The organism is Microbacterium allomyrinae, assembly GCF_020682705.1.
GTDB classification, from domain to species: Bacteria; Actinomycetota; Actinomycetes; order Actinomycetales; family Microbacteriaceae; genus Microbacterium; species Microbacterium allomyrinae.
The window spans coordinates 15,671-36,535 of record NZ_JAGTTN010000001.1 but is presented as its reverse complement, the minus strand read 5'-3'; the positions used below and the strand labels follow the sequence as shown (position 1 = coordinate 36,535).

Here is a 20,865-nt window from a genome sequence, read left to right as displayed (position 1 = left end):
GCCGGCGGCCGTGCACCTCGCAGCGCAGGTAGCATGGGCACCATGACGACCTCGCAGCTCCAGACCCCGACCGCCCTCGCACCCGTCGCGGACGACAAGAACCTCCTCACCGTGGTCGAGTCCGCCGGATCGTGCTGCGGTGGCGGCAGCTGCAGCACCGACTGAGCGCACAAATTCGTGAGCGGGATGCCGAGGTCACGATGACCGACGAGCAGCTCAAGATCACCCCGCGCGTCGCGCGCATCCTGGTGTCCGAGGAAGCGGTCTACGGCCTCATCCTCGTCTCGGGCATGATCGTCGTCAGTCGCTCGCTCGACAGCACTTCGGCCAGCGCCCTGGTCACCGTCGGCGTGACCGTGTTCGTCTTCTACATCGCCCACGTCTATGCCGGCACGCTGGGACGCCTCGCCGCCACAGACGGCAAGGCGGGTCTGCGGGCAAGCCTCGTCGCGTCGGCGCGCCATTCGTTCGGAATGATCGCCGTCTCGATCGTTCCGCTCTTCATCCTGCTGCTCGGCACCACCAATCTCATCGACGACACGAGCGCGATGTGGGCGGCGCTGATCGTCAATACGGTCCTGCTCGGTGTGCTCGGCTGGATCGCCGTCGCGAGATGGAGCACTCACTGGATTCCGCGCCTGCTGAGCGCGCTCGTCACAGCGGCGTTCGGCGGTGTCCTGATTCTGCTCAAGGCGTTCATCCACCACTGAACGCGTTCGCGGAGGCGCTCGTTCGCGAACGGGTCGATCATGCAAACGACGGATGCCTCACCCCGCGGGGTGAGGCATCCGTCGTTCGTGCGCCGATCAGTGTCCGGCGAACGCACCCTCGGGCTGGTCGACCGGCTTACGGATGAGGAAGGCGCCGATCAGCAGCGGCAGCGATAGGATCGCCGCGATGAGGAAGGCGGCCTGGGTGCCCGCCGCCTCGGCTGCGAGCGTGTCGGCACCCGACTCTGTGGCGGCGGCAGAGACCGACGACATGACGCCGAACATCACGGCGATGCCGGCGGCGCCGGCGACCTGCTGCACCGTCCCGACGACGGCCGAGCCGTACGAGTAGAACTTCGGCTGGAGCGACGCGAGCGACGCGGTGAACAGCGGCGTGAACGACAGCGCGAGGCCGATCGACAGCAGCGTGTGGGCGACGGCGATGATCCACACCGGCGTCGTCGGAGTGTACGTCGTATAGAACCACAGCATCGCGCTCGTGATGATCGCGCCGGGCACCAGCAGCACCTGGGTTCCCCAGCGGTCATAGATGCGGCCGATGAGGGGACCGGCGAGTCCCATCGCGAGTGCGCCGGGCAGCACGATCAGTCCGGTGTCGAGAGGGGAGAGCCCCGCTACGCGCTGCAGGTACAGCGGCAACACGGTGATCGCGCCGAAGAACGCCATGGACATGATGGCCATCTGGCCGATCGACAGGGAGAAGTTCGCCGAACGGAACACGCGCAGGTCCAGGAGCGCGTCATCCTTGCGCTGGAGCAGGATCTGACGCCACGCGAACAGGCCGAGAGCGATCACGCCTACCGAGAGCGAGACGACCAGCGAGACGGTCGACAGAGCGTCGGCGGCGGCGGCATCCGCTCCGGTCCCGTGCCCGCCGCCACCCAGCTGGCTGAGTCCGTAGACCAGGCCGCCGAAGCCCAAGGCCGACAGGATCACGGAGAGGACGTCGATGGGGGCGTGGGTGGTCTCGCCGAGGTTGTGGATCCAGCGTGCGCCCACGGCAAGCGCCACGAGGGCGATCGGAAGCACGATGCCGAAGATCCAGCGCCAGCCGACCGTGTCGAGCAGCGCGCCCGCGAGTGTCGGGCCGATCGCCGGCGCGAGGGAGATCACGATGCTGACGCGCCCCATCATGCGCCCGCGGATGGCGGCCGGTACGACGGTCATGATCGTGGTCATGAGCAGCGGCATCATGATCGCGGTTCCCGACGCCTGTACGACTCGGGCGACAAGCAGCATCGGGAAGCCGGGGGACAGGAACGCGAGCAGGGTGCCGATCGAGAACAGTCCCATCGCCGCGATGAACATCGCGCGCGTGGTGAAGCGGCGCAGCAGGAACCCGGTGATCGGGATCACCACGGCCATGGTGAGCATGAACGCCGTCGTCAGCCACTGGGCCGCGAGTGCGGTGATGCCGAGATCCGTGATGAGGTGCGGGATCGCCACCCCCATCGTCGTCTCGTTGAGGATCGCGACGAACGCGGCGCCGAGCAGCAGCCAGATGACCCGGCTCTCTTCGGGGCGCAGCGTCGGAAGGCTCGGAGCGGCAGACGGGATGCTGCCGGTGCCGGGGGTGGTGTCGATGGCGGCCATGGGTCGTCTCCTCGGGTCGGAACAGCAGAAATGCCACCCGGGGATGGCAAGCCTTCACAATAACGGTGGCTTCCGACACCGAATTCCCGTTCCCGCGAGAAAATACAACCGGGATCAGCGATGCGAGTCGCTGATCCCGGCTCGGCGCACGTGAGTCAGCGGTGCGCGAGGACGCGAGGGGTCAGCCCTCGAGCGACTCTTCGTCGGCGGGACGGTCCCACTTCTCCGAGCCGATGGCGTCGGTCGCGTGCGGTGCGGGCTCGCGGTCCTCGATATCCTTCGGCAGCGGGTTGACGATCTCCTCGTGAGGGATCGCCTGGAGGGCATCGATCTCTTCGCGCAGGGCTGCGAGATCGCTGCCGTCGTGTTCAGGGGCGTCGGGCGTCGAGGTCATGCCGTCAGCCTAGCGCCGCGGCGTGCGTCTCACAGGAGCGCGTCCGAGTAGACGCCTCATCCCGGCGTCGGCCGGGCTGGCTAGGCTGGCGGGGTGAGCATGCGTGGTGGCGGAGGCGGCAGAGGCGGCGGCGGCCATCCCGGCTTCCGCCCCGTCGATACCGCCGCGCAGCGGCGGGAGAATGCCGCGGCTCCGACGATTCCGGATCTCGGAACGCGCGTCATCGCGCTGTTCCGCCCCTACCGGTGGTCGATCGTGGTCACCGGGGCCCTGGTGGTCGCGGGCGCTGCCATCGCGGTGATCCCGCCGCTCATCGTGCAGCGCATCTTCGACGATGCGCTGTTCCCGGTCGACGGGTCCCCGCCCGACATCCCGCTGCTGTGGCGACTTGTGGCGATCATGGTGGCGCTGTTCCTGATGTCGGCGGCGGTCGGCGTGGTGCAGACCTGGCTCACATCCACCGTAGGCAACCGGGTCACGGGCGATCTGCGCATCAAGCTCTTCGATCACCTTCAGGCGATGGAGCTCGGCTTCTTCACACGCACCAAGACCGGCGTCATCCAATCCCGTCTGCAGAACGACGTGGGAGGGGTGTCGGGGGTGCTGACCAACACGGTCACGAGCATCCTCGGCAACACCGTGACCGTGGTCGCCTCGCTCATCGCGATGATCCTCATCGACTGGCGGCTCACGCTCATCGCCGTCGTCATCATGCCGGTCCTCGTGATCGTGCAGCGGCGGGTGGGTCAGGTGCGGGCGCGCATCGCCGGAGAGACGCAGGAGTCGCTCTCGGAGCTCACCACCATCACCCAGGAGACGCTGAGCGTCTCGGGGATCCTGCTGTCGAAGTCCTTCAACCGGCAGCGAACCGAGTCGGCACGCTACGCCGACGAGAACCGCAATCAGGTTCGGCTGCAGGTGCGCCGGGCGATGAGCGGGCAGGGCTTCTTCGCGGTCGTGCAGGTGCTCATGGCGAGCGTCCCGGCCGTCATCTACCTGGTGTCGGGCTACTTCATCACCGGCGGCACCGACGCGATCACCGCGGGCACCGTCGTCGCGTTCACCACCGTCCAGGCGCGGCTGCTGATGCCGCTGATGGGCCTCATGCGCGTCTCGCTCGACCTTCAGACGTCCTCTGCGCTCTTCGCGCGCATCTTCGAGTACCTCGATCTGGTGCCCGCGATAGGCGAGGCCCCCGACGCGATCTCGGTCGAGCAGGCGCCCGGCCCGCTCGGCCGGATCGAGTTCCGCGACGTGGTGTTTCGCTATCCGGATGCCGCGCCCGACGCTCGACCGACCCTCCAGTCCGTCTCGTTCACGGCTGAGCCCGGCCAGCACGTCGCGTTCGTCGGGCCCTCCGGCGCGGGGAAGACCACGGTGCTGTACCTCACGCCGCGCCTGTACGAGGCATCCGAGGGGTCCGTGCTGTTCGCCGGTGAGGACGTCCGCCGGCTCACCCAGGAGTCGATCATCGACCACGTCGGGATCGTGTCGCAGGAGACCTATCTCTTCCACGCCACGATCGGCGACAACCTGCGTTACGCCAAGCCCGGTGCCACCCAGGATGAGATCGAAGCGGCGTGTCGCGCGGCGAACATCCATCACGTGATCGCGGGTTTCGAGCACGGGTACGACACCGTCGTCGGGGAGCGCGGCTACCGGCTTTCGGGCGGCGAGAAGCAGCGCATCGCCATCGCGCGGGTGCTGCTGAAGGACCCGCCCGTCCTGCTCCTCGACGAAGCGACCTCGGCTCTGGACACCGTGTCCGAACGCGTGGTGCAGGAGGCTCTGGATGCCGCGGCCCGGGGGCGCACGACGCTCTCGATCGCGCATCGGCTGTCGACCGTGATCGCCGCCGACGTCATCCACGTCGTGGAGGCCGGCCGCATCGTCGAATCGGGCACGCATTCCTCGCTGCTCGCGGCCGGAGGCCTCTACACCGAGCTCGCTGCAGAGCAGCTCGCATCGTCGCGCATCCTCGAGGTCGAAACGGCCGACCTGCCGGCGGATCATCCGGACCGACGAGCCGATCGACCTCCGTCGGAGGACAGCGGCGCCGCGGCGAACCGTGTCCGTACCGCCGCCGACCGCCACTCCGCCCTCGCCGACCCGCCGGCATGGGTGCGCGGCGGCGCTCCCGAGATCTAGACGGTCGATTCGGCAGCACCGGTGGCCGGCAGCGCGGCGGTGTCGTCCGGGTGGCTGCAGTCCGCGTCGTTCGTCGGGGCGTCCCTCGCTACCAGAGCCGGGCGGCCGTCAGGGTGGTCACCCGATGGTCGGGTCCGTCGTCGCCTGGCTCGTCGCGAAGACCGTCCTCGAAAGCCGAGGCGTCGATGCGTGCCCACAGCTCACGGGCGAATTCGCCGACAGCGCGTCGGTAGGCATCGTCGGGATGATCTCGCGCCAGCTCGACGAGTGGCGGGAGATCCATCGCCAGGATCAGACGCACCCGGGATGCCGCAGCCCGCAGGTGGCCGGCGGTATCGAGCACCGCGATGCCGCCGGCGAGCGCTTCGAGGTAATCGCGCAGCACGGGCAGCTCGCTCTTGTGCTGCGTGATCGATGATCCGTCCGCCCGTTCGCGCCACTCGACGACGACATCCGGAATGACGTCGAACGAGCGGGCGCGCGTGTACATCTGCTGTGCGACGATCTGGTCCTCGTAGACCTTGCCGACCGGAAAGCGTAGTCCGTCACGCTGCCAGAGGTCGGCACGGCTGACCTTCGACCACGCCACGATGTTGCCTGTTGCCTCGGGGTGATCCTCGAGCGTCGCTCGGGAGCGCGCCGGGACAGTGGCCGCCGCGACCCACGGCTGCACTTCGCCCGCGGTGTACCCGCCGGCGGAGTCGGGCCGCAGTCGTACGTACGCGCCGAGAGCGAAATCGCTGCCGCTCGCGACGACCGTGTCGACGAGCAGTTCGAGCGCGCGCGGCGTCATGCGGTCGTCCGCGTCGAGGAAGGCGACGAAGGGCGTACTCACCAGGTCCAGCCCGGTGTTGCGCGCCGCTCCCAATCCGCGTCGCTCCGGATGATGCACGACACGGAAACGCGCGTCTTCCACGGCGGCCGCATCGAAGATCGCGCCGGTCTCGTCGCCCGACGCATCATCGATCAGCACCGCGACCCAGTCACGGAGCGTCTGCGATCGGAGCGAATCGAGGGCCTCGCGCGCGTACTCCGCGACATCGTATCCCGGCACGATCACGGTCACGATGGCAGGCACATCACGATCCTATGGGCGCTCTCGGCACGCGGGTCGCGCCTGCGTCGGCTCGGTTCGCCGGGTGGATGATCGACACTCGGTCGAAGGGTTCGCGGAGGACCCCCTGATGACCTCGCGGGCGCGATCTCGTGCGGCGGGCGGGATCCGCTCGGGCCGGGATCCGCTCGGGCACGGATCCGCTCGGGCCCGGATCCGCTCGGGCCGGGATCCGCTCGGGCCCGGATCCGCTCGGGCCGAGATCAGCGACCGGGATCGGCGACGGCGGCGACCGATGCCGCGACGGCGTCGGCAACCGCATCCAAGGGCTCTGCGAGCGTGTGGGCGAACGTGAACCGCACCGCGGTCTGCGCCACGGCGGGCGGCACGCCCATCGCGACGAGGACGTGCGAGGGCTCGTCGCTGCCCGCCGCGCACGCCGATCCGCTCGATGATACGACCCCGCGTCGTTCGAGTTCGAGAAGCACTGCCTCACCGCTCGTGCCGGCGAACGTGAAGCTCGCCGTCCCTGGCAGCCGGTGCACCGGATCGCCGGTGAGTGCGGCGGCGGGAACCGCGGCGAGCACGCGTTCGATGAACCGATCGCGCAGTGCGGCGACGCGGGCGGATGTTGCTGCCCGCTCTGCTTCGGCGAGGTCGAGCGCGGTCGCGAACCCGACGGCGCCGGCGACGTCTTCGGTGCCGCTGCGGCGGCCGCGCTCCTGACCGCCACCGTGAAACAGCGGTTCGAGTGGGACGCGTCCGCGCACGCCCAAGACGCCCGTCCCCTTCGGCGCGCCCAGCTTGTGGCCGGCCAGCGAGATGGCGTCGTAGCCCAGGTCGACCGCCGAGAGCGGGAGCCACCCGGCCGCCTGGACGCCGTCCAGATGCACGGGCACGCCGTGCTCGCGCGCGACCGAGGCGATCGCTGCGGCATCTTGAATCGTTCCGACCTCGTTGTTCGCATACCCGATGCTCACGAGCGCGGTGTCGGGTCGCAAGGCGCCTGCGACCGTATCGGCGGCCACACGTGCGGAGGAATCCACGGGGACGTAGGTCGCGGCGAAGCCGTGGATGCGCTCGAGGTACTCGACCGATTCGAGGACCGATTCGTGCTCGATCGGGGTCGTCACCACATGCGCGGCGGCGCGCGCAGTCGCAGCGGCGATCCCGATGCCTTTGACCGCGAGGTTGTTCGCCTCCGTGCCGCCGGACGTGAACACGATGTCGCCCGAACGCAGGCCGAGAATGCGCGCGACGCGCGCCCGCGCATCGGCCAGGGCGTCGGCGGCCGCCTCGCCCACGGTGTGATGGCTCGACGGGTTGCCGAACCACCGCGTGAGGAACGGCATCATGGCGTCGAGCACTTCGGGGCGCACGGGTGTCGTGGCCGCGTTGTCGAGGTAGAGCATGCTCATGGCGTTCGCTTCGCGGTTTGCGCCGTCAGGGTGCGTCGATGCGCACGTCGAGCCCGAGGTCGAGTGCGCGCGCGGAGTGGGTGAGAGCGCCGACCGAGATGACATCCACGCCCGCTTCTGCGATCGCGCGGACGGTCTCGAGCGAGACGCCCCCGGACGCCTCGACGGCAGCGCGTCCCGCCACCTGTGCGACGCCGGCGCGCAGGTGCTCGAGCGTGAAGTTGTCGAGCATGATCGTGCCGATGCCCGCGGCGAGCACCGGCTCGATCTGATCGATCCGGTCCACCTCCACCTCGAGATGCGTCGTGTGGGGGAGTCGGTCCTTCGCGGCGACGAGTGCATCCGTGATCGACGCACCTTTCTGCGCCAGGACCGCGAGGTGGTTGTCCTTGGCCATGACGGCGTCCGAGAGCGAATGACGATGGTTGCGGCCACCACCGTCGCGCACCGCCTTGCGCTCGAAGGCGCGAAGTCCGGGAGTCGTCTTGCGGGTGTCCGCGATGCGGGCTTTCGTGTGGGCGACCTCGGCGACGTAGGTCCCCGTGAGCGTCGCGATTCCCGACATCCGCTGGACGAAGTTGAGGCCGATGCGCTCGGCGGTGAGCACGCCGCGCGCGGGACCGGTCACCACCGCGAGCACCGCGCCGGGCTCGAACCATTCGCCGTCCTCGACGACGAGCTGCACCTCGATGCGCGGGTCGGTCAGGCGGAACGCCGCCTCGAAGACTTCGCCGCCGCTGAACACGCCGCGCTCGCGTGCGACGAGGTCGGCGCGCGCCGATGCGTTCTCGGGAATGAGGTACTCACTCGTCACGTCGCCCCATGGTGCATCCTCTTCGAGGGCGGCCGCGACGACGCGGTCGATGATGGCGTGCGTCAGCATGCGACGACCTCTTCCAGGGCTGTGGGGTGGACGGAGCTTCGCGCGTCGGAGAAGGGCGGTGTCGAGGACGCGGCTGTCGAGTGGGCGGAACTCCTCGGATTCGGGGCGACCGCGGCAAGGGGAGCGGCCTCGATCGCCGGGACGCTCGGATCTTGAGGAGCTGCGGCCGCGGGGGCGTCGGACCGGAAGTGTGCGCCGACCGACTCGCGCCGCGCACGGGCGGCCGTGACGAGGTGCTCGGCGACGAGGAGCAGGTTCTCGTTCTCGTACTCGTATTCGGTGCGCGGCGCGCGAGCCACGGCGCGCCAGCGGGCGATGATGGACGCCGCGTTCCCGAGCTCCTCGTCATCGCGCACGAGTCCCGCGTTCGCCCAGAGGAGTTCCTGCAGCGCAGGGCGGGAGAATGGCGGTGCGGGACGTTTCGCCTCGGTCGCGCCTCGCTCGCGCAACGACCGGGCTGCTGCGGCGTCGATCCGAGGCTGCGGCGCGACACTCGACGTCCGCGCGGTTGCCCCGTCCTTCGCGGGCCAACTCCCGGATGCCGCGTCCGCGGCGAGGGAGTCTCCCGCGCGGGCGCCGAACACGGCGCCTTCGAGCAGTGAGTTCGACGCCAGCCGGTTCGCGCCGTGGACACCTGTGCGGGCCACCTCTCCCACGGCGTACAGCCCCGGCAGGGAGGTGCGTCCCTCGAGGTCGGTCGTGATGCCGCCCATGAGGTAATGCGCCGCGGGGGTCACCGGGATCGGCTCTCGGGCCCAGTCGAGGCCGCGGTCGCGCACGGCGCGGTCGATGGTGGGGAAGCGCCGGGCGAGGAAGACGGCTCGAGAGGCGGCATCCGTGGAATGGAGGTGCGTGGCGTCCAGGAGCACCGGACGACCGTCCTGGAGCTCCATCTGGCGCGCGATGGCCCGCGCGACGACGTCGCGAGGGGCGAGTTCGCCATCGGGGTGAGCGTCGAACGCGAATCGGCGACCGTGTTCGTCGATGAGGGTCGCACCCTCTCCGCGCACGGCCTCCGATACCAGGAACGATTCGCTCGTCGCCGAACCGGCTGCGCCCGCCTTGCCTTCGAGCACAGTGGGGTGGAATTGGAAGAACTCCAGGTCGGCGACGGCGGCGCCCGCCCGGATGGCGGCCGCGATCCCGTCGCCGGTCGCGACGGGCGGGTTGGTGGAGTGGGCGTACAGCTCGCCTGCGCCGCCGGTCGCGAGCACTACGGCATCGGCCGAGATGACGTCGTGGCGCCCCGGCATCATGGGAGCGGTGGCCGTGCCGAGAGGACCCGGACCAGTCTGCTCGCCGACCAGAAGCTCGACGCCCGTCACGCGGCCCTCCGTCAGCACGAGATCGACGAGGAACGCGTGCTCGATGACGGTGACGTCGCTCGCGCGCAGCCGAGCGACGAGCGCCTTCTCGATCGCCGTGCCGGTGGCATCGCCGCCAGCGTGAAGAATACGCGGGTACGAGTGCGCCGCCTCGAGACCCTTGACGTAGGCGCCCGCACCGTCGCGGTCGAATGCGACCCCGAGTGCGACGAGTTCGCGGATGCGGTCGGGGCCCTCGTCTACCAGAACGCGCACCGCGGCCGGGTCGCTCAGCCCGGCGCCTGCGACGAGAGTGTCGCGGAGGTGGTCCTCGGCCCGATCGTCGTCGAACATGACACCGGCGATGCCGCCCTGCGCGTAGCGCGTATTGGCGTGCTCGAGCACGTCTTTCGTGACGAGCGTGACGCGGCAGCCGTGCTCGACCGCATGCAGCGCCGTCAGCAGGCCGGCGATGCCCGAACCGACCACGATCGCCCTCACATCACTCATGCGTCCCCGCTTTACTCATGCGCGTCCCGCTTTCGTGCGCTGATGTCCCGATTTCGCGGGCCACCGCGGCCGGGAATGGTGTCTTTCGGGACACGGGCGTGACGGGGCGGACAGCACCGGGCGCACCGGGAGTCATGACGGGCTTCCGGCCACGACCGGGGCCCCGGGAGGCTTCGCCGCGAGCATGCGCTCGAGGGCGAGGCGCGCGGGGTCGGCGACATCCTGCGGAACGGTGATGCGGTTGAGCACCTCACCCGCGACGAGCCCCTCGAGAACCCAGGCGAGGTAGCCCGGGTGGATGCGGTACATCGTCGAGCATGGGCAGACGACCGGGTCGAGGCAGAAGATCTCGTGCTGCGGGTGCTGCGCGGCCAGACGCTGCACGAGGTTCACCTCGGTGCCGATCGCGAACGTGGTCGGCTCGTCCGCCGCCTCGATCGCCTTGCGGATGTAGTCGGTCGAACCCGCCTCGTCGGCGGCGTCGACGACCTCCATCGGACACTCCGGGTGCACGATGACCCGCACTCCGGGGTGTTCGGCGCGCGCCTGATCGATCTGGTCGACGCTGAAGCGGCGGTGCACCGAGCAGAAGCCGTGCCAGAGGATCACGCGCGCATCGGCGAGCTGATCGACGGATGCCCCGCCGTACGCCTTGCGCGGATTCCACATCGGCATCTGCTCGAGCGGCACGCCCATCGCCTTGGCCGTGTTGCGGCCCAGGTGCTGGTCGGGGAAGAACAGCACGCGGCGCCCGCGCTCGAACGCCCACTCGAGCACCGTGCGCGCGTTGGAGGAGGTGCAGACGATCCCGCCGTGGCGCCCCACGAAGCCCTTGATGGCCGCGGACGAGTTCATGTACGTGACGGGGATCACCGGAACCAGGCCGTCGCCATCCGCCTGATCCATGTCGCCGTAGATCTCGGCGAGCTGCTCCCAGCATTCCTCGACCTGATCGATGTCGGCCATGTCGGCCATCGAGCATCCCGCCGCGAGATTCGGGAGGATGACCGCCTGCTCGGGGCGTGACAGGAGGTCAGCGGTCTCGGCCATGAAGTGCACACCGCAGAAGACGATGGCGTCGGCATCCGGATGCTCTAGAGCGGCGTTGGCCAGCTGGAACGAGTCGCCGACATAGTCCGCGTGCAGCACGACCTCTTCGCGCTGGTAGAAGTGGCCCAGCACCACGACGCGCTCGCCGAGGGTCGCCTTCGCGGCGCGGATGCGCCGGTCGAGGTCCTCTTCGGAGGCCTCGCGGTACTCCTGGGGAAGCTCGCCCTGTCGGGGCGAACCGGTCGGGATGACGTCGCCCATGGACGAGCCGGGACCGTAGCCGGGGCGCGTGTCGAAGTCCCACGGACCGGCCGCGAGATCGGTGTTGCACGTCTCGCCGGCCCCGGCGCCGGCGACGATCGCCTGGATCGCGTGGTCGACGGATGCATCGGTGTCGGGCCGGGGCTGGAGGGCGATGTTCACGGCAGGCATGTCGGGTGCTCCGTTCGGGTGGTCAGTCGCGAGCGTCGAGGGGGCCGCGATCGGCCAGCTCGACGTCCTGGTTGTACCGATAGAGCCGCGCGGGGCGGTGGCTGCCGGTGCGGAAGAGTTCGGTCGGGATCAGGTTTCCGGAGTTCTCGACCTGACGGCGGAAGTTGGCGGGGTCCAGGCGCCGCCCGAGGATCGACTCGTACACCTCGCGCAGCTCGGCGAGGGTGAACATGTCGGCGAGGAGCCCGTGCGCGATGCGGCTGTAGCCGACCTTGTTGCGCAGGCGCCAGAGCGCGTACTCCACGATCTCGTTGTGGTCGAACGCGAGGCGGGGGAGGGAGGCGGCATCGAACCACTGGACGTTCTCGAGCGCATCGGCCCCGCTCCGACCGACGCCGCTCGATGCGATCTCGGGGCGGATGAGCGCCCAGTACACGATCGACACGACGCGGGTGGGGGAGCGGTCGACGGCTCCGAACGCGTAGAGCTGTTCGAGGTAGCTCGGTGCGAGGCCGGTCGTCTCGGCGAGAGTGCGGGACGCCGCGGCATCCAGGCCTTCGGCCACATCGAGCCAGCCCCCGGGAAGCGACCACTGGCCCTCGTGGGGATCGCGCGTGCGACGAACCAGAGGCAGGGCGACGACGGGTGTGTCGCCGCCGGGAAGGCGGCGTAGCGTGAAGATCACCGTCGACACGGCGATACGCGTGGCGTTCGTCGCATCGACGGCGGCGCTCACGTGGTCGTCGACCGCTGTTCTTGTCATAGTGACCCTAACCTCGGATTCGATCATAGTGTCATCGTGACCAGAAGCCAAACCGCGGCCGTCATGGGCGACCGCCACGCCATGTCGCACCTGGACGACCACGGCGGCAGGCGGAGAATCGCGGGCCTCTCACAGGCGGGGTGCGTACCCTGGCCGGACGAGCCGGAGGGAGTGCGGATGATCGTCGTCGACGTGCTCATCGTGCTCCTTCTGGTCGCGGCGGTGATCGCCGGCATCCGTCGCGGCTTCTTCGCCAGCATCGGGACGCTCGTCGGACTCGCCGTCGGCGCCTTCGCCGCGTACTGGCTGATGCCGCACGTGAGCGCCTGGGTGCCCACCCCCGAATGGCGCGGCGTCGCCGTGGTCGGCACAGCGGTCGGTCTGCTGTTCATCGGTGGCGCGCTGGGCGCCGCGGCGGGAGCGGTGCTGCGCTCGGGTGCCGACAAGCTGAAGCTGCGCGGTATCGAACGGTTCCTCGGCGGTGTCGCCTCTCTCGCCGCCGCGGTCTTCGCGCTGGCGCTCGTGTCGCCCGCGATCGCCGTCGCCGGTGTCCCGATCCTTTCGGCGGCCGTCGGCTCGTCATCTGTCTTGCGGGTGATCGATGCGGTCACCCCCGCGCCCATCGACGCCGCACTGGCAGAGCTCCGCGGAGCGGTGCTCGACGACGGCCTGCCGCAGCTCGGCGAACTGCTCGGCCCCGCGACGGTCGATCCCGCACCTCCGATCGCCCTCGACGATCCGGAGCTCGCGCGGGCCGCGGCATCCGTCGCCCGCGTGTCGGGCACTGCCTACGCGTGCGGCCGGTCGTCGACGGGAAGCGGCTTCGTCATCGCGGCCGACCGCGTCGTCACCAACGCGCACGTGGTCGCCGGCGTCGAGACCCCGGTGGTGGAACTGCCGGGTGTCGCCGCCCGCGAGGGCCGGATCGTGTACTTCGATCCGGTGGACGACCTCGCGGTGATCGCGGTCGACGATCTGGGCGCGCAGCCGCTGGCGTTCTCCGCGACGCTCGCCGCCGGCACCGCGGCCGTCGTCCAGGGCTATCCGCATGGCGGGCCGTTCACGATGGTCTCCGCGGCCGTGCTGTCCAGTGGCACGGCGACGGTGCCCGACATCTACGACGAAGCGTGGAGCCCGCGCGAGATCTATTCGCTGCAGGCGGAGGTGCGTCCCGGCAACTCGGGCGGTCCGCTGCTCACCGAGGACGGCGCCGTCGCCGGCGTGGTCTTCGCGCGTGCCGAGAACGACCCGGAGCGGGGGTACGCGATGACGATGGCCGAACTCACCCCGGTGGCCGCCCAGGCGCCGTCGCTCAGCACCGCGGTGTCGTCGGGACGCTGCGTCGGCTGAGCCGGTGCCCGCTATGCTGGCAGCGCAAGTCAATACCGGCCAATGACCCGGGCGGGAGAGCCTCGACAGCACGATCGTCGGGCACCGAAGGAGCAAGCCTCCCCGCCAATCTCTCAGGTACTCGTACCGTTCGGGTGAGGCCGACTCTGGAAAGCGATTTCGAGCGCAGCAAGAAATCGGGTTGAGTAAGGCGCTCCAGCGCCGCATCGAAACCTCCCGGGTGACCCGACCGCTACGTGTCTCCATCTCTCGTTGCCGGGCTTCCGGATGCTCGCGATCCGCCGACGGTGAAACCCGGGTGCCCCGCATCCGGCGAAACTCTCAGGCCCATTGACAGAGGGGGAGTTCACAGGCGCCGTCCGGCGTCTGCCCGCCCGCGACCCGGGAGAACTCATGACCGAAGCCACCGCGCCGCACGAGAGTGTGGCGGATCCCCTCAGAGTGACGACGCTGCACGATCGGCATTCGGCCCTCGGAGCATCCTTCACCGATTTCGGCGGCTGGCTCATGCCGGTGCGCTACAGCTCGGATCTCGCCGAGCACCATGCCGTGCGCGCGGCCGCCGGTCTGTTCGACATCTCGCACATGGCCGAGTTCCTCGTCACGGGGCCGGATGCCGCGGCGTTCCTCGACTTTGCAGTTGCGGGCAGGATCAGCACGATGCGCGTAGGGAAGGCGAAGTACTCGCTCGTTCTCGCCGAGTCGGGCGGCATCGTCGACGACGTGATCGTGTACCGGATCGCCGACGCCCGCTTTCTCGTGATCGCGAACGCGGGAAACCGTGATGCCGTCTCCGAAGCCTTCGCGCAGCGCTCGGACGGGTTCCGCAGCCCGCAATCGCCGACCGAGATCCCCGCAGGCGACTTCGCGTTCGTCGCGGGTGCGCCGCGCGCCCTCGTGGAGGACGCGACCGACGCTTACGCCCTCGTCGCCGTGCAGGGACCGCGGGCCCGGGCCGTCGTCGAGGCGACACCGGGGATCTCCGGCGTGACCCCGGAGCTTGCCGACCTCGGCTATTACTCGTGGGCGGCGGGCGAGTTCGACGGCGTGCCACTGTTCGTCGGACGCACGGGGTACACGGGCGAGGACGGCTTCGAGCTGCTCGTGCCGACCGCGGTCGCCCCCGCGCTGTGGGATGCGCTCCTGGCGGCCGGAGAGCCTCACGGGCTGGTGCCCGCCGGGCTCGCCGCCCGCGACACGCTGCGCCTGGAAGCGGGCATGCCGCTCTACGGCCACGAGCTGTCGCTCGACATCGTGCCTGCGCAGGCCGGTCTCGCACGGGTGGTGGCCGCCGACAAGGACGAGTTCGTCGGCAAGGCGGGGCTCTCCGCCGTGGTGGCGGCCGACGCGCCGGTGCTCGTCGGGCTCGCCTCCGAGGGCAGGCGCGCAGGCCGCGCCGGATACGCGGTGTACGACTCGGCCGACGCCGCGCTGCCGGTCGGCGAGATCACGAGCGGGGCGCTCAGTCCCACCCTGGGACATCCGATCGCGATGGCGTTCGTCTCGCCCACCCTCAGCGAGCCCGGCACCCCGCTTTTCGTGGACGTGCGGGGGACCCGCATCCCCGCCACCGTGACCACCCTGCCCTTCTATCGTCGCGCCCAGTGACCCACGACCGAACCCCGGAGGAGACCCCGTGACCGATCTCAACGCACTCAAGTACACCGCCGAGCACGAGTGGGTCGCCCTCGAGGGCGACATCGCCACGGTCGGCATCACCGACTACGCCGCCGACAAGCTCGGCGACGTGGTCTTCGTCGAGCTGCCGGACGCGGGCTCGGCGGTCATCGCCGCCACCGTCGTCGGCGAGATCGAGTCGACGAAATCGGTCGGCGAGCTCTACGCACCGCTCACGGGTGAGGTCGTCGAGGCGAACGACGCCGTGGTCGACGATCCCGCTCTGGTCAACTCCGACCCGTTCGGCGCGGGCTGGCTCATCAAGCTCAGGGTGGACGCCGCGGCGGTGGCCGAGCTCCTCGACCGCGATGGCTACGTGGCGCTTACGGGAGGCGCGGAATGACGGGCCCGCTCACCGGATCTGCCGGCGGTTTCGCGGCGCGGCACATCGGAACGGATGCCGCCGCCCAGCGCACGATGCTCGACGCGCTCGGCTATGACTCGGTGGACGATCTCGTCCGGGCAGCGGTCCCGGCCTCCATCCAGGTCAAGCCTCACGCCACGAGCGACATCCCGCCCGCGGCCACCGAGGCCGAGGCGCTCGCCGAACTGCGCGCCCTGGCATCGCAGAACCGCACCGCGCGCCCGATGATCGGACTCGGGTACTACGACACCTTCACGCCGTCGGTGATCGCACGCAACGTGCTCGAGAACCCGTCGTGGTACACGGCGTACACGCCGTATCAGCCCGAGATCTCCCAGGGCCGCCTCGAGGCCCTGATCAACTTCCAGACGATGGTGACCGACCTCACCGGGCTCGCCACGGCCAACGCCTCGATGCTCGACGAGGCCACCGCCGTCGTCGAGGGCATGCTGGTCGCGCGGCGTGCGTCGAAGTCCGCGTCGAACGTGTTCCTCGTCGACGCCGACGCCTTGCCGCAGACCAGGGCGCTGCTCGCGCACCGGGCGGCCGCGCTCGGCATCGAGGTGCACGAGACCGACTTCGCGGCATCCGCCGTCCCGTCATCGACGTCGGTCACCGGCCCCGTCGAGGCTTTCGGCGCCTTCGTGCAGTACCCCGGCGCATCCGGGCGCATCTGGGATCCGTCCGCCGTCGTCGAGGCGGTGCACGCGCAGGGCGGGCTCGTCGTCGTCGCCGCCGATCTGCTGGCGCTCACGCTGCTGCGCTCGCCCGGCTCTCTCGGCGCCGATGTCGCCGTCGGCACCACGCAGCGCTTCGGCGTTCCGCTCGGCTTCGGCGGCCCCCACGCCGGCTATATGGCGGTGCGCGCAGGCTTGGAGCGTCAGCTTCCGGGCCGCCTGGTGGGCGTGTCGCAGGATGCCGTCGGCCACCCCGCCTACCGCCTCGCTCTGCAGACCCGCGAGCAGCACATCCGCCGCGAGAAGGCCACGTCGAACATCTGCACGTCCCAGGTGCTGCTGGCCGTGATGGCGGCGATGTACGCGGTCTACCACGGCCCCGATGGGCTCCGCGGCATCGCGACGCAGGTCGCCAGGAAGGCCGAGGCTCTCGCTGCCCGACTGCGCTCGTACGGACTGTCGCTCGTATCGGACTCGTTCTTCGACACGATCCGCGTTGTGACCCCGGGGCCCTCGCGCCACGTGGTCGACCGTGCCCGCACGCGCGGATTCCAGCTGTTCTGGGCCGACGACGCCACCGTGGGGATCTCGGTCGACGAGACGACGACCGCCGAGGACCTCGCCGCCGTCGCGTGGGCTTTCGGGCTTCCCGAGGGGGAGTTCCTCGGCGCGGGCGATCAGGGTGAGCGGACGATTGCATTCGCGGATGCCGCGCCCCTCGCCGCTGTGCCGTCAAGCCTTCACCGGGTCGAGGAGTACCTCACGCACCCGGTGTTCAACACGCATCGCTCCGAGACCGCGATGATGCGCTACCTGAAGCAGCTGTCGGATCGCGACTACGCGCTGGATCGCGGCATGATCCCGCTGGGCTCGTGCACGATGAAGCTCAACGCGGCGACCGAGATGGCCGCGGTGTCGTGGCCGGAGTTCTCGCGCGTGCACCCGTTCGCGCCCGAGGCCGACGTGCACGGATACCTCGCGATGATCGAGCAGCTCGAGGTGTGGCTGGCGGAGGTCACCGGGTACGACGCCGTGTCCCTTCAGCCCAACGCCGGCTCGCAGGGCGAGCTCGCGGGTCTCATGGCCATCCGCGGATATCACCGCGCCAACGGCGAGTCGGAGCGCACGGTGTGCCTCATCCCGTCGTCGGCGCACGGCACGAACGCCGCATCGGCGGTGCTGGCCGGGATGAAGGTCGTGGTCGTCGCCTGCGACGAGGCCGGAAACGTCGACCTGGACGATCTCCGCGCCAAGATCGCAGATCACGCCAGCGTGCTGTCGGCGCTGATGATCACCTACCCCTCGACGCACGGCGTGTACGAGCACGATGTGCTCGACATCACGCAGGCGGTCCACGACGCGGGCGGTCAGGTCTACGTCGACGGCGCGAATCTCAACGCGCTCCTCGGCTATGCGCGATTCGGCGACCTCGGCGGCGATGTGTCGCACCTGAACCTCCACAAGACCTTCGCGATCCCGCACGGCGGAGGCGGACCGGGCGTCGGTCCGGTCGCGGCCAAGGCGCATCTCGCACCGCATCTTCCGAGCCACCCGTTCTCGCAGCGCAAGGACCACGCGGGCGGCGTCTTCGACGGCGGCCCGATCTCCGCCGCCCCGCACGGCTCTGCGGGCATCCTTCCGATCTCGTGGGCGTACGTGCGGATGATGGGCGCCGAGGGACTGCGCGATGCCACGGCCGCGGCCGTGCTCGCGGCGAACTACATCGCGGTGCGCCTGCGGGAGCACTACCCGGTGCTCTACACCGGTGACGACGGCCTCGTGGCCCACGAGTGCATCCTCGATCTCCGGCCGCTTCGCGAGAGGACCGGCGTGACCGTCGACGACGTCGCGAAGCGGCTCATCGACTATGGGTTCCACGCCCCGACGATGTCGTTCCCGGTCGCCGGGACGCTCATGGTCGAGCCGACCGAGTCCGAGGACCTCACCGAGATCGAACGCTTCATCGAGGCGATGATCGCGATCAAGGCCGAAGCGGAAAGCGTCGCAGCGGGGGAGTGGCCTGCGGGCGACAACCCCCTCGTGGGAGCCCCGCATACCGCGGAGTCGGTGGTCGTGGGCGAGTGGACGCACCCCTACTCCCGCGAGAAGGCCGTGTACCCCGTGCACGCGCAGATCCGGACCAAGTACTGGCCCCCGGTGCGCCGCATCGATCAGGCCTATGGCGATCGGAACCTGGTCTGCGCCTGCCCACCGCCCGAGGCCTTCGCCTGATCGTCCGGTGAGCGACGGGATGCCGGTGCCCCGGCATCCCGTCGCTGTCCGGCGCGCGCACCGCCCTTTTGCCGAGAATCGCAACGGCGCGCCAGAATCACCCCAAGCCTCGCGCGCTCTGGCGATTCTCGAAGGGGGACTCAGCGATGAGCGTCCGGGGCTCGATCGGACTCCGGTACCCGGGCTTCGGCGACCGGGATGGGAGAGCGCGTGGATTGGTCCGGAGAGTCGCGAGCATGGCGGGTTGCGTGGCCGCGACCCGCGGAACTCCCGCCATACGCAGCTTCTCGTCCAGCGCGTGCACGCGCATCACATCGGCCCACTCCCACCGGGCGAATCCACGGACATGTCGGCGGATTCGGTCTTCCCGCCGCTTCTCCGCGAGCAGGCGCCACGCCACCTCTTCGGGATCGGCAGCGCCGTACTTTCCGAAGCCGTCGGATTCGCCGACGATCTCGGACGAGGGCCAGAAGAAGTCGACCCGATCGTCCGCGCCCTCCCATCGGAACCTTGTTTGCAGCTCCGGGCGGTCGTAGCCCAGCCAGTCGATCACGGCGCGGCTTACCGACTCGCCTGTCGACTCCGAGCGTGCGTCCGCGTTCTTCCACGCCCACTCCAGGCGGCGTCTGTTGCGAGGGTTGCGCTGACCGCGCGCGAGAGCGCGGAGCTCCGGCACCTCTGTGAGCCCGAGCTGCCTCGGCGAGATGAAGGCATCCGCGACGGCGAGGGCGAACGCGGGCGGAATCGCGCGCACCAGATCCACGGCGGTCGAGACCGCGTCGGTCAGCGTGATGTCGCCGATCCTGATCGTCGCGCGCGGGTCCACGCTCGTATGGAGCACCACGTCACTCTGACGATGGGATGTCGGCCATCTCGTGTCGAAGACATGCAGATGGCGCGGCTCCCCGAAGATCGGAGCGCCGTGAAGCGCTGCGGCCGACTCCAGGCAGAACGTCGTCCCCGGTCGTCGGAGCGCGAGAGCGTGCACGCGAGCGAGGTAGCGATCCCACGGCTTGAGGTCGTGCCACGCGGAACGCACCGCGTAGACACCGTGGCGCACGCGGACGAGTCCGGGAATCTCGCGCGGCCGCGCGATCGGCGCGCGCTCGTCGGTCACGATCAACTCGAGAGGCGAGCCGCGCAGGGCGAGAGGTTGAGGCATCCGCACATCGTCGCCGCCCGCCCGCTCGGTCTCCCGCGCGTTCGCACGTTCTGTGGACATCGCACCGCGACGCTCCCCCTCGGGAGGAGCCCCGCAGCGCGCTCGTCACTGGACCCCCTCTCCCCGTCGAGAATCGCCGCAGCGCGCGAGGATGGCGGCGATTCTGGCGCGCTGGAGTGATTCTCGCGAATGGTGGGGAGGCTGATGCCGGCGGATGAAGCAGCGAAGTAGTCGCCGGGCTCGCGTGCGCCGACAGGCTCAGGGGGTGGGCGTCGGACTCGGCGTCGGGGTCGTGGGCGGGGCGAAGACCCCCGGCCACAGCGCCGCGGCGACCGGGTATCCGACGAACGCGACGATGTCGAGCAGAGTGTGCGCGATCACGAGCGGCATCACGCGCCCCCACCGCTTATAGCACCAGCCGAACACGACGCCCATTGCGAAGTTGCCGACGATCGCGCCGATGCCCTGGTACGCGTGATAGGCGCCGCGCAGGGCCGCCGTCGACAGGATGATCGCCCACCAGTTCCAGCCGAGCCGGCGAAGCCGATCGAACAGGTAGGCGATGAAGATGACCTCCTCGGTGAGGCCGGCGCGGAGGGCGGACAGCACGAGCAGCGGGATCGTCCACCATGCCGCGTCCAGGGGCGACGCGACGACGGCGACCGTGATGCCCAGCGCGCGACCTGCGGCATAGAGCGCGAGCCCGGGAATCCCGATCATCGCCGCGAGCAGGATGCCGCGACCCAGGTCTCCGCCGAAGCGCGAGAAGTCGAGTCCGATCCGCCGTAGGGCGCTGTTCCCGGGCTCCCACAGCAGATAGATCACGAGCGCCACGACAGCCAGGGCGAAGAAGACGGACAGCAGTTGGTAAACGATATCCCAGAGCGCCTGCGCGTCTTGGGAGGGGTTGACCTGCGTCTGCTGCGCGCCGAGCGGAATCGGCGCGAGGAGTCGGCGCACGAGTGAGAGCGACGAGTAGAGCGCAGATTGCCCCACCGACACCGCGAGGACGAGGCAGATCTCCCACGTCAAGCGCTGGCGCTCGTAGCGACCGAGCGGTGAGGGGGTCGTGGGAACCCTCCGGTCCTCGAGCCGGTTGAGCGAGGTCATCTTGTCAGATTGT

17 protein-coding genes and 1 riboswitch are annotated in these 20,865 nt (G+C 69.8%); of the genes, 7 read left to right on the top strand and 10 right to left on the bottom strand.

From position 1 onward, the window contains the following. Positions 1–42 precede the first annotated feature (42 nt). Together KEC57_RS18805 and KEC57_RS00145 are read left to right on the top strand one after the other, a co-directional pair. The gene (locus KEC57_RS18805) at positions 43–165 is read left to right on the top strand and encodes a hypothetical protein (RefSeq protein ID WP_267492015.1); all 123 of its coding nucleotides are present in this window, start codon (positions 43–45) and stop codon (positions 163–165) included. Between the two features lie 35 nt (positions 166–200). Next, positions 201–710, top strand: coding sequence for a hypothetical protein (locus KEC57_RS00145; protein WP_229382498.1), 510 nt, complete (start codon positions 201–203; stop codon positions 708–710). Between the two features lie 96 nt (positions 711–806). Here the strand turns inward: KEC57_RS00145 and KEC57_RS00140 are convergent, their stop codons facing one another. Then, the gene (locus KEC57_RS00140) at positions 807–2,324 is read right to left on the bottom strand and encodes a DHA2 family efflux MFS transporter permease subunit (protein WP_229382497.1); all 1,518 of its coding nucleotides are present in this window, start codon (positions 2,322–2,324) and stop codon (positions 807–809) included. A gap of 181 nt (positions 2,325–2,505) precedes the next feature. Continuing rightward, positions 2,506–2,718 carry a hypothetical protein gene (locus KEC57_RS00135; RefSeq protein ID WP_229382496.1) on the bottom strand — a complete coding sequence of 71 codons (213 nt, stop codon included), beginning with the start codon at positions 2,716–2,718 and terminating at the stop codon, positions 2,506–2,508. A gap of 99 nt (positions 2,719–2,817) precedes the next feature. On the opposite strand from KEC57_RS00135, the gene KEC57_RS00130 reads away from it, so the two are divergent. Beyond that, positions 2,818–4,866 (top strand): ABC transporter ATP-binding protein, encoded by a 2,049-nt coding sequence (locus KEC57_RS00130; RefSeq protein WP_229383644.1) that lies wholly within the window; start codon positions 2,818–2,820, stop codon positions 4,864–4,866. Between the two features lie 88 nt (positions 4,867–4,954). Here the strand turns inward: KEC57_RS00130 and KEC57_RS00125 are convergent, their stop codons facing one another. The 6 genes from KEC57_RS00125 to KEC57_RS00100 form a co-directional block, all read right to left on the bottom strand. Further along, entirely contained in the window at positions 4,955–5,935 is a 981-nt protein-coding gene (locus KEC57_RS00125) for a glycosyltransferase family 2 protein (protein ID WP_229383643.1), read from the bottom strand. A gap of 248 nt (positions 5,936–6,183) precedes the next feature. Next, positions 6,184–7,332 carry a cysteine desulfurase family protein gene (locus tag KEC57_RS00120; RefSeq protein WP_229383642.1) on the bottom strand — a complete coding sequence of 383 codons (1,149 nt, stop codon included), beginning with the start codon at positions 7,330–7,332 and terminating at the stop codon, positions 6,184–6,186. A gap of 31 nt (positions 7,333–7,363) precedes the next feature. Next, the gene (nadC, locus tag KEC57_RS00115; RefSeq protein WP_229382495.1) at positions 7,364–8,221 is read right to left on the bottom strand and encodes a carboxylating nicotinate-nucleotide diphosphorylase; all 858 of its coding nucleotides are present in this window, start codon (positions 8,219–8,221) and stop codon (positions 7,364–7,366) included. Then, positions 8,215–10,035 carry an L-aspartate oxidase gene (gene nadB, locus KEC57_RS00110; RefSeq protein ID WP_229382494.1) on the bottom strand — a complete coding sequence of 607 codons (1,821 nt, stop codon included), beginning with the start codon at positions 10,033–10,035 and terminating at the stop codon, positions 8,215–8,217. The genes nadC and nadB overlap by 7 nt, the downstream gene beginning before the upstream one ends. Positions 10,036–10,167: 132 nt before the next feature. Then, positions 10,168–11,517, bottom strand: coding sequence for a quinolinate synthase NadA (gene nadA / locus KEC57_RS00105; protein WP_229382493.1), 1,350 nt, complete (start codon positions 11,515–11,517; stop codon positions 10,168–10,170). Positions 11,518–11,539: 22 nt separating this feature from the next. Further along, on the bottom strand, positions 11,540–12,280 hold the full coding sequence (locus tag KEC57_RS00100) for an NUDIX hydrolase (RefSeq protein WP_229382492.1): 741 nt from the start codon (positions 12,278–12,280) through the stop codon (positions 11,540–11,542). A 177-nt stretch (positions 12,281–12,457) separates the two neighbouring features. Between KEC57_RS00100 and KEC57_RS00095 the strand changes: the two genes are divergently transcribed. The 4 genes from KEC57_RS00095 (at position 12,458) to gcvP (ending at position 18,580) form a co-directional block, all read left to right on the top strand. Continuing rightward, positions 12,458–13,630, top strand: coding sequence for a MarP family serine protease (locus KEC57_RS00095; protein ID WP_229383641.1), 1,173 nt, complete (start codon positions 12,458–12,460; stop codon positions 13,628–13,630). 42 nt (positions 13,631–13,672) lie between these two features. Then, a riboswitch (glycine riboswitch) is annotated at positions 13,673–13,769 on the top strand. 254 nt (positions 13,770–14,023) lie between these two features. Then, the gene (locus KEC57_RS00090) at positions 14,024–15,238 is read left to right on the top strand and encodes an aminomethyl transferase family protein (RefSeq protein WP_229382491.1); all 1,215 of its coding nucleotides are present in this window, start codon (positions 14,024–14,026) and stop codon (positions 15,236–15,238) included. 28 nt (positions 15,239–15,266) lie between these two features. Further along, on the top strand, positions 15,267–15,650 hold the full coding sequence (gene gcvH, locus KEC57_RS00085; protein WP_229382490.1) for a glycine cleavage system protein GcvH: 384 nt from the start codon (positions 15,267–15,269) through the stop codon (positions 15,648–15,650). Then, positions 15,647–18,580, top strand: a complete 2,934-nt coding sequence (gcvP, locus tag KEC57_RS00080; protein WP_229382489.1) for an aminomethyl-transferring glycine dehydrogenase — start codon at positions 15,647–15,649, stop codon at positions 18,578–18,580. The genes gcvH and gcvP overlap by 4 nt, the downstream gene beginning before the upstream one ends. A 97-nt stretch (positions 18,581–18,677) precedes the next feature. Here gcvP and KEC57_RS00075 read toward each other — a convergent pair whose 3' ends face one another. Both KEC57_RS00075 and KEC57_RS00070 read right to left on the bottom strand, forming a co-directional pair. After that, positions 18,678–19,742, bottom strand: a complete 1,065-nt coding sequence (locus KEC57_RS00075) for a hypothetical protein (protein WP_229382488.1) — start codon at positions 19,740–19,742, stop codon at positions 18,678–18,680. Between the two features lie 258 nt (positions 19,743–20,000). Continuing rightward, on the bottom strand, positions 20,001–20,852 hold the full coding sequence (locus tag KEC57_RS00070; RefSeq protein WP_229382487.1) for a CPBP family intramembrane glutamic endopeptidase: 852 nt from the start codon (positions 20,850–20,852) through the stop codon (positions 20,001–20,003). Positions 20,853–20,865 lie beyond the last annotated feature (13 nt).

Bases quoted from the DNA above. Each gene is read 5' to 3' on its own strand.
- KEC57_RS00095 (WP_229383641.1), top strand. From the start codon at position 12,458: ATGATCGTCGTCGACGTGCTCATCGTGCTCCTTCTGGTCGCGGCGGTG.
- KEC57_RS00070 (WP_229382487.1), bottom strand. From the start codon at position 20,852: ATGACCTCGCTCAACCGGCTCGAGGACCGGAGGGTTCCCACGACCCCC.
- KEC57_RS00120 (WP_229383642.1), bottom strand. From the start codon at position 7,332: ATGCTCTACCTCGACAACGCGGCCACGACACCCGTGCGCCCCGAAGTG.
- KEC57_RS00145 (WP_229382498.1), top strand. From the start codon at position 201: ATGACCGACGAGCAGCTCAAGATCACCCCGCGCGTCGCGCGCATCCTG.
- KEC57_RS00135 (WP_229382496.1), bottom strand. From the start codon at position 2,718: ATGACCTCGACGCCCGACGCCCCTGAACACGACGGCAGCGATCTCGCA.
- nadA (WP_229382493.1), bottom strand. From the start codon at position 11,517: ATGCCTGCCGTGAACATCGCCCTCCAGCCCCGGCCCGACACCGATGCA.
- KEC57_RS18805 (WP_267492015.1), top strand. From the start codon at position 43: ATGACGACCTCGCAGCTCCAGACCCCGACCGCCCTCGCACCCGTCGCG.
- KEC57_RS00075 (WP_229382488.1), bottom strand. From the start codon at position 19,742: ATGCCTCAACCTCTCGCCCTGCGCGGCTCGCCTCTCGAGTTGATCGTG.
- nadB (WP_229382494.1), bottom strand. From the start codon at position 10,035: ATGAGTGATGTGAGGGCGATCGTGGTCGGTTCGGGCATCGCCGGCCTG.
- nadC (WP_229382495.1), bottom strand. From the start codon at position 8,221: ATGCTGACGCACGCCATCATCGACCGCGTCGTCGCGGCCGCCCTCGAA.
- KEC57_RS00140 (WP_229382497.1), bottom strand. From the start codon at position 2,324: ATGGCCGCCATCGACACCACCCCCGGCACCGGCAGCATCCCGTCTGCC.
- KEC57_RS00090 (WP_229382491.1), top strand. From the start codon at position 14,024: ATGACCGAAGCCACCGCGCCGCACGAGAGTGTGGCGGATCCCCTCAGA.
- gcvP (WP_229382489.1), top strand. From the start codon at position 15,647: ATGACGGGCCCGCTCACCGGATCTGCCGGCGGTTTCGCGGCGCGGCAC.
- KEC57_RS00130 (WP_229383644.1), top strand. From the start codon at position 2,818: ATGCGTGGTGGCGGAGGCGGCAGAGGCGGCGGCGGCCATCCCGGCTTC.
- KEC57_RS00100 (WP_229382492.1), bottom strand. From the start codon at position 12,280: ATGACAAGAACAGCGGTCGACGACCACGTGAGCGCCGCCGTCGATGCG.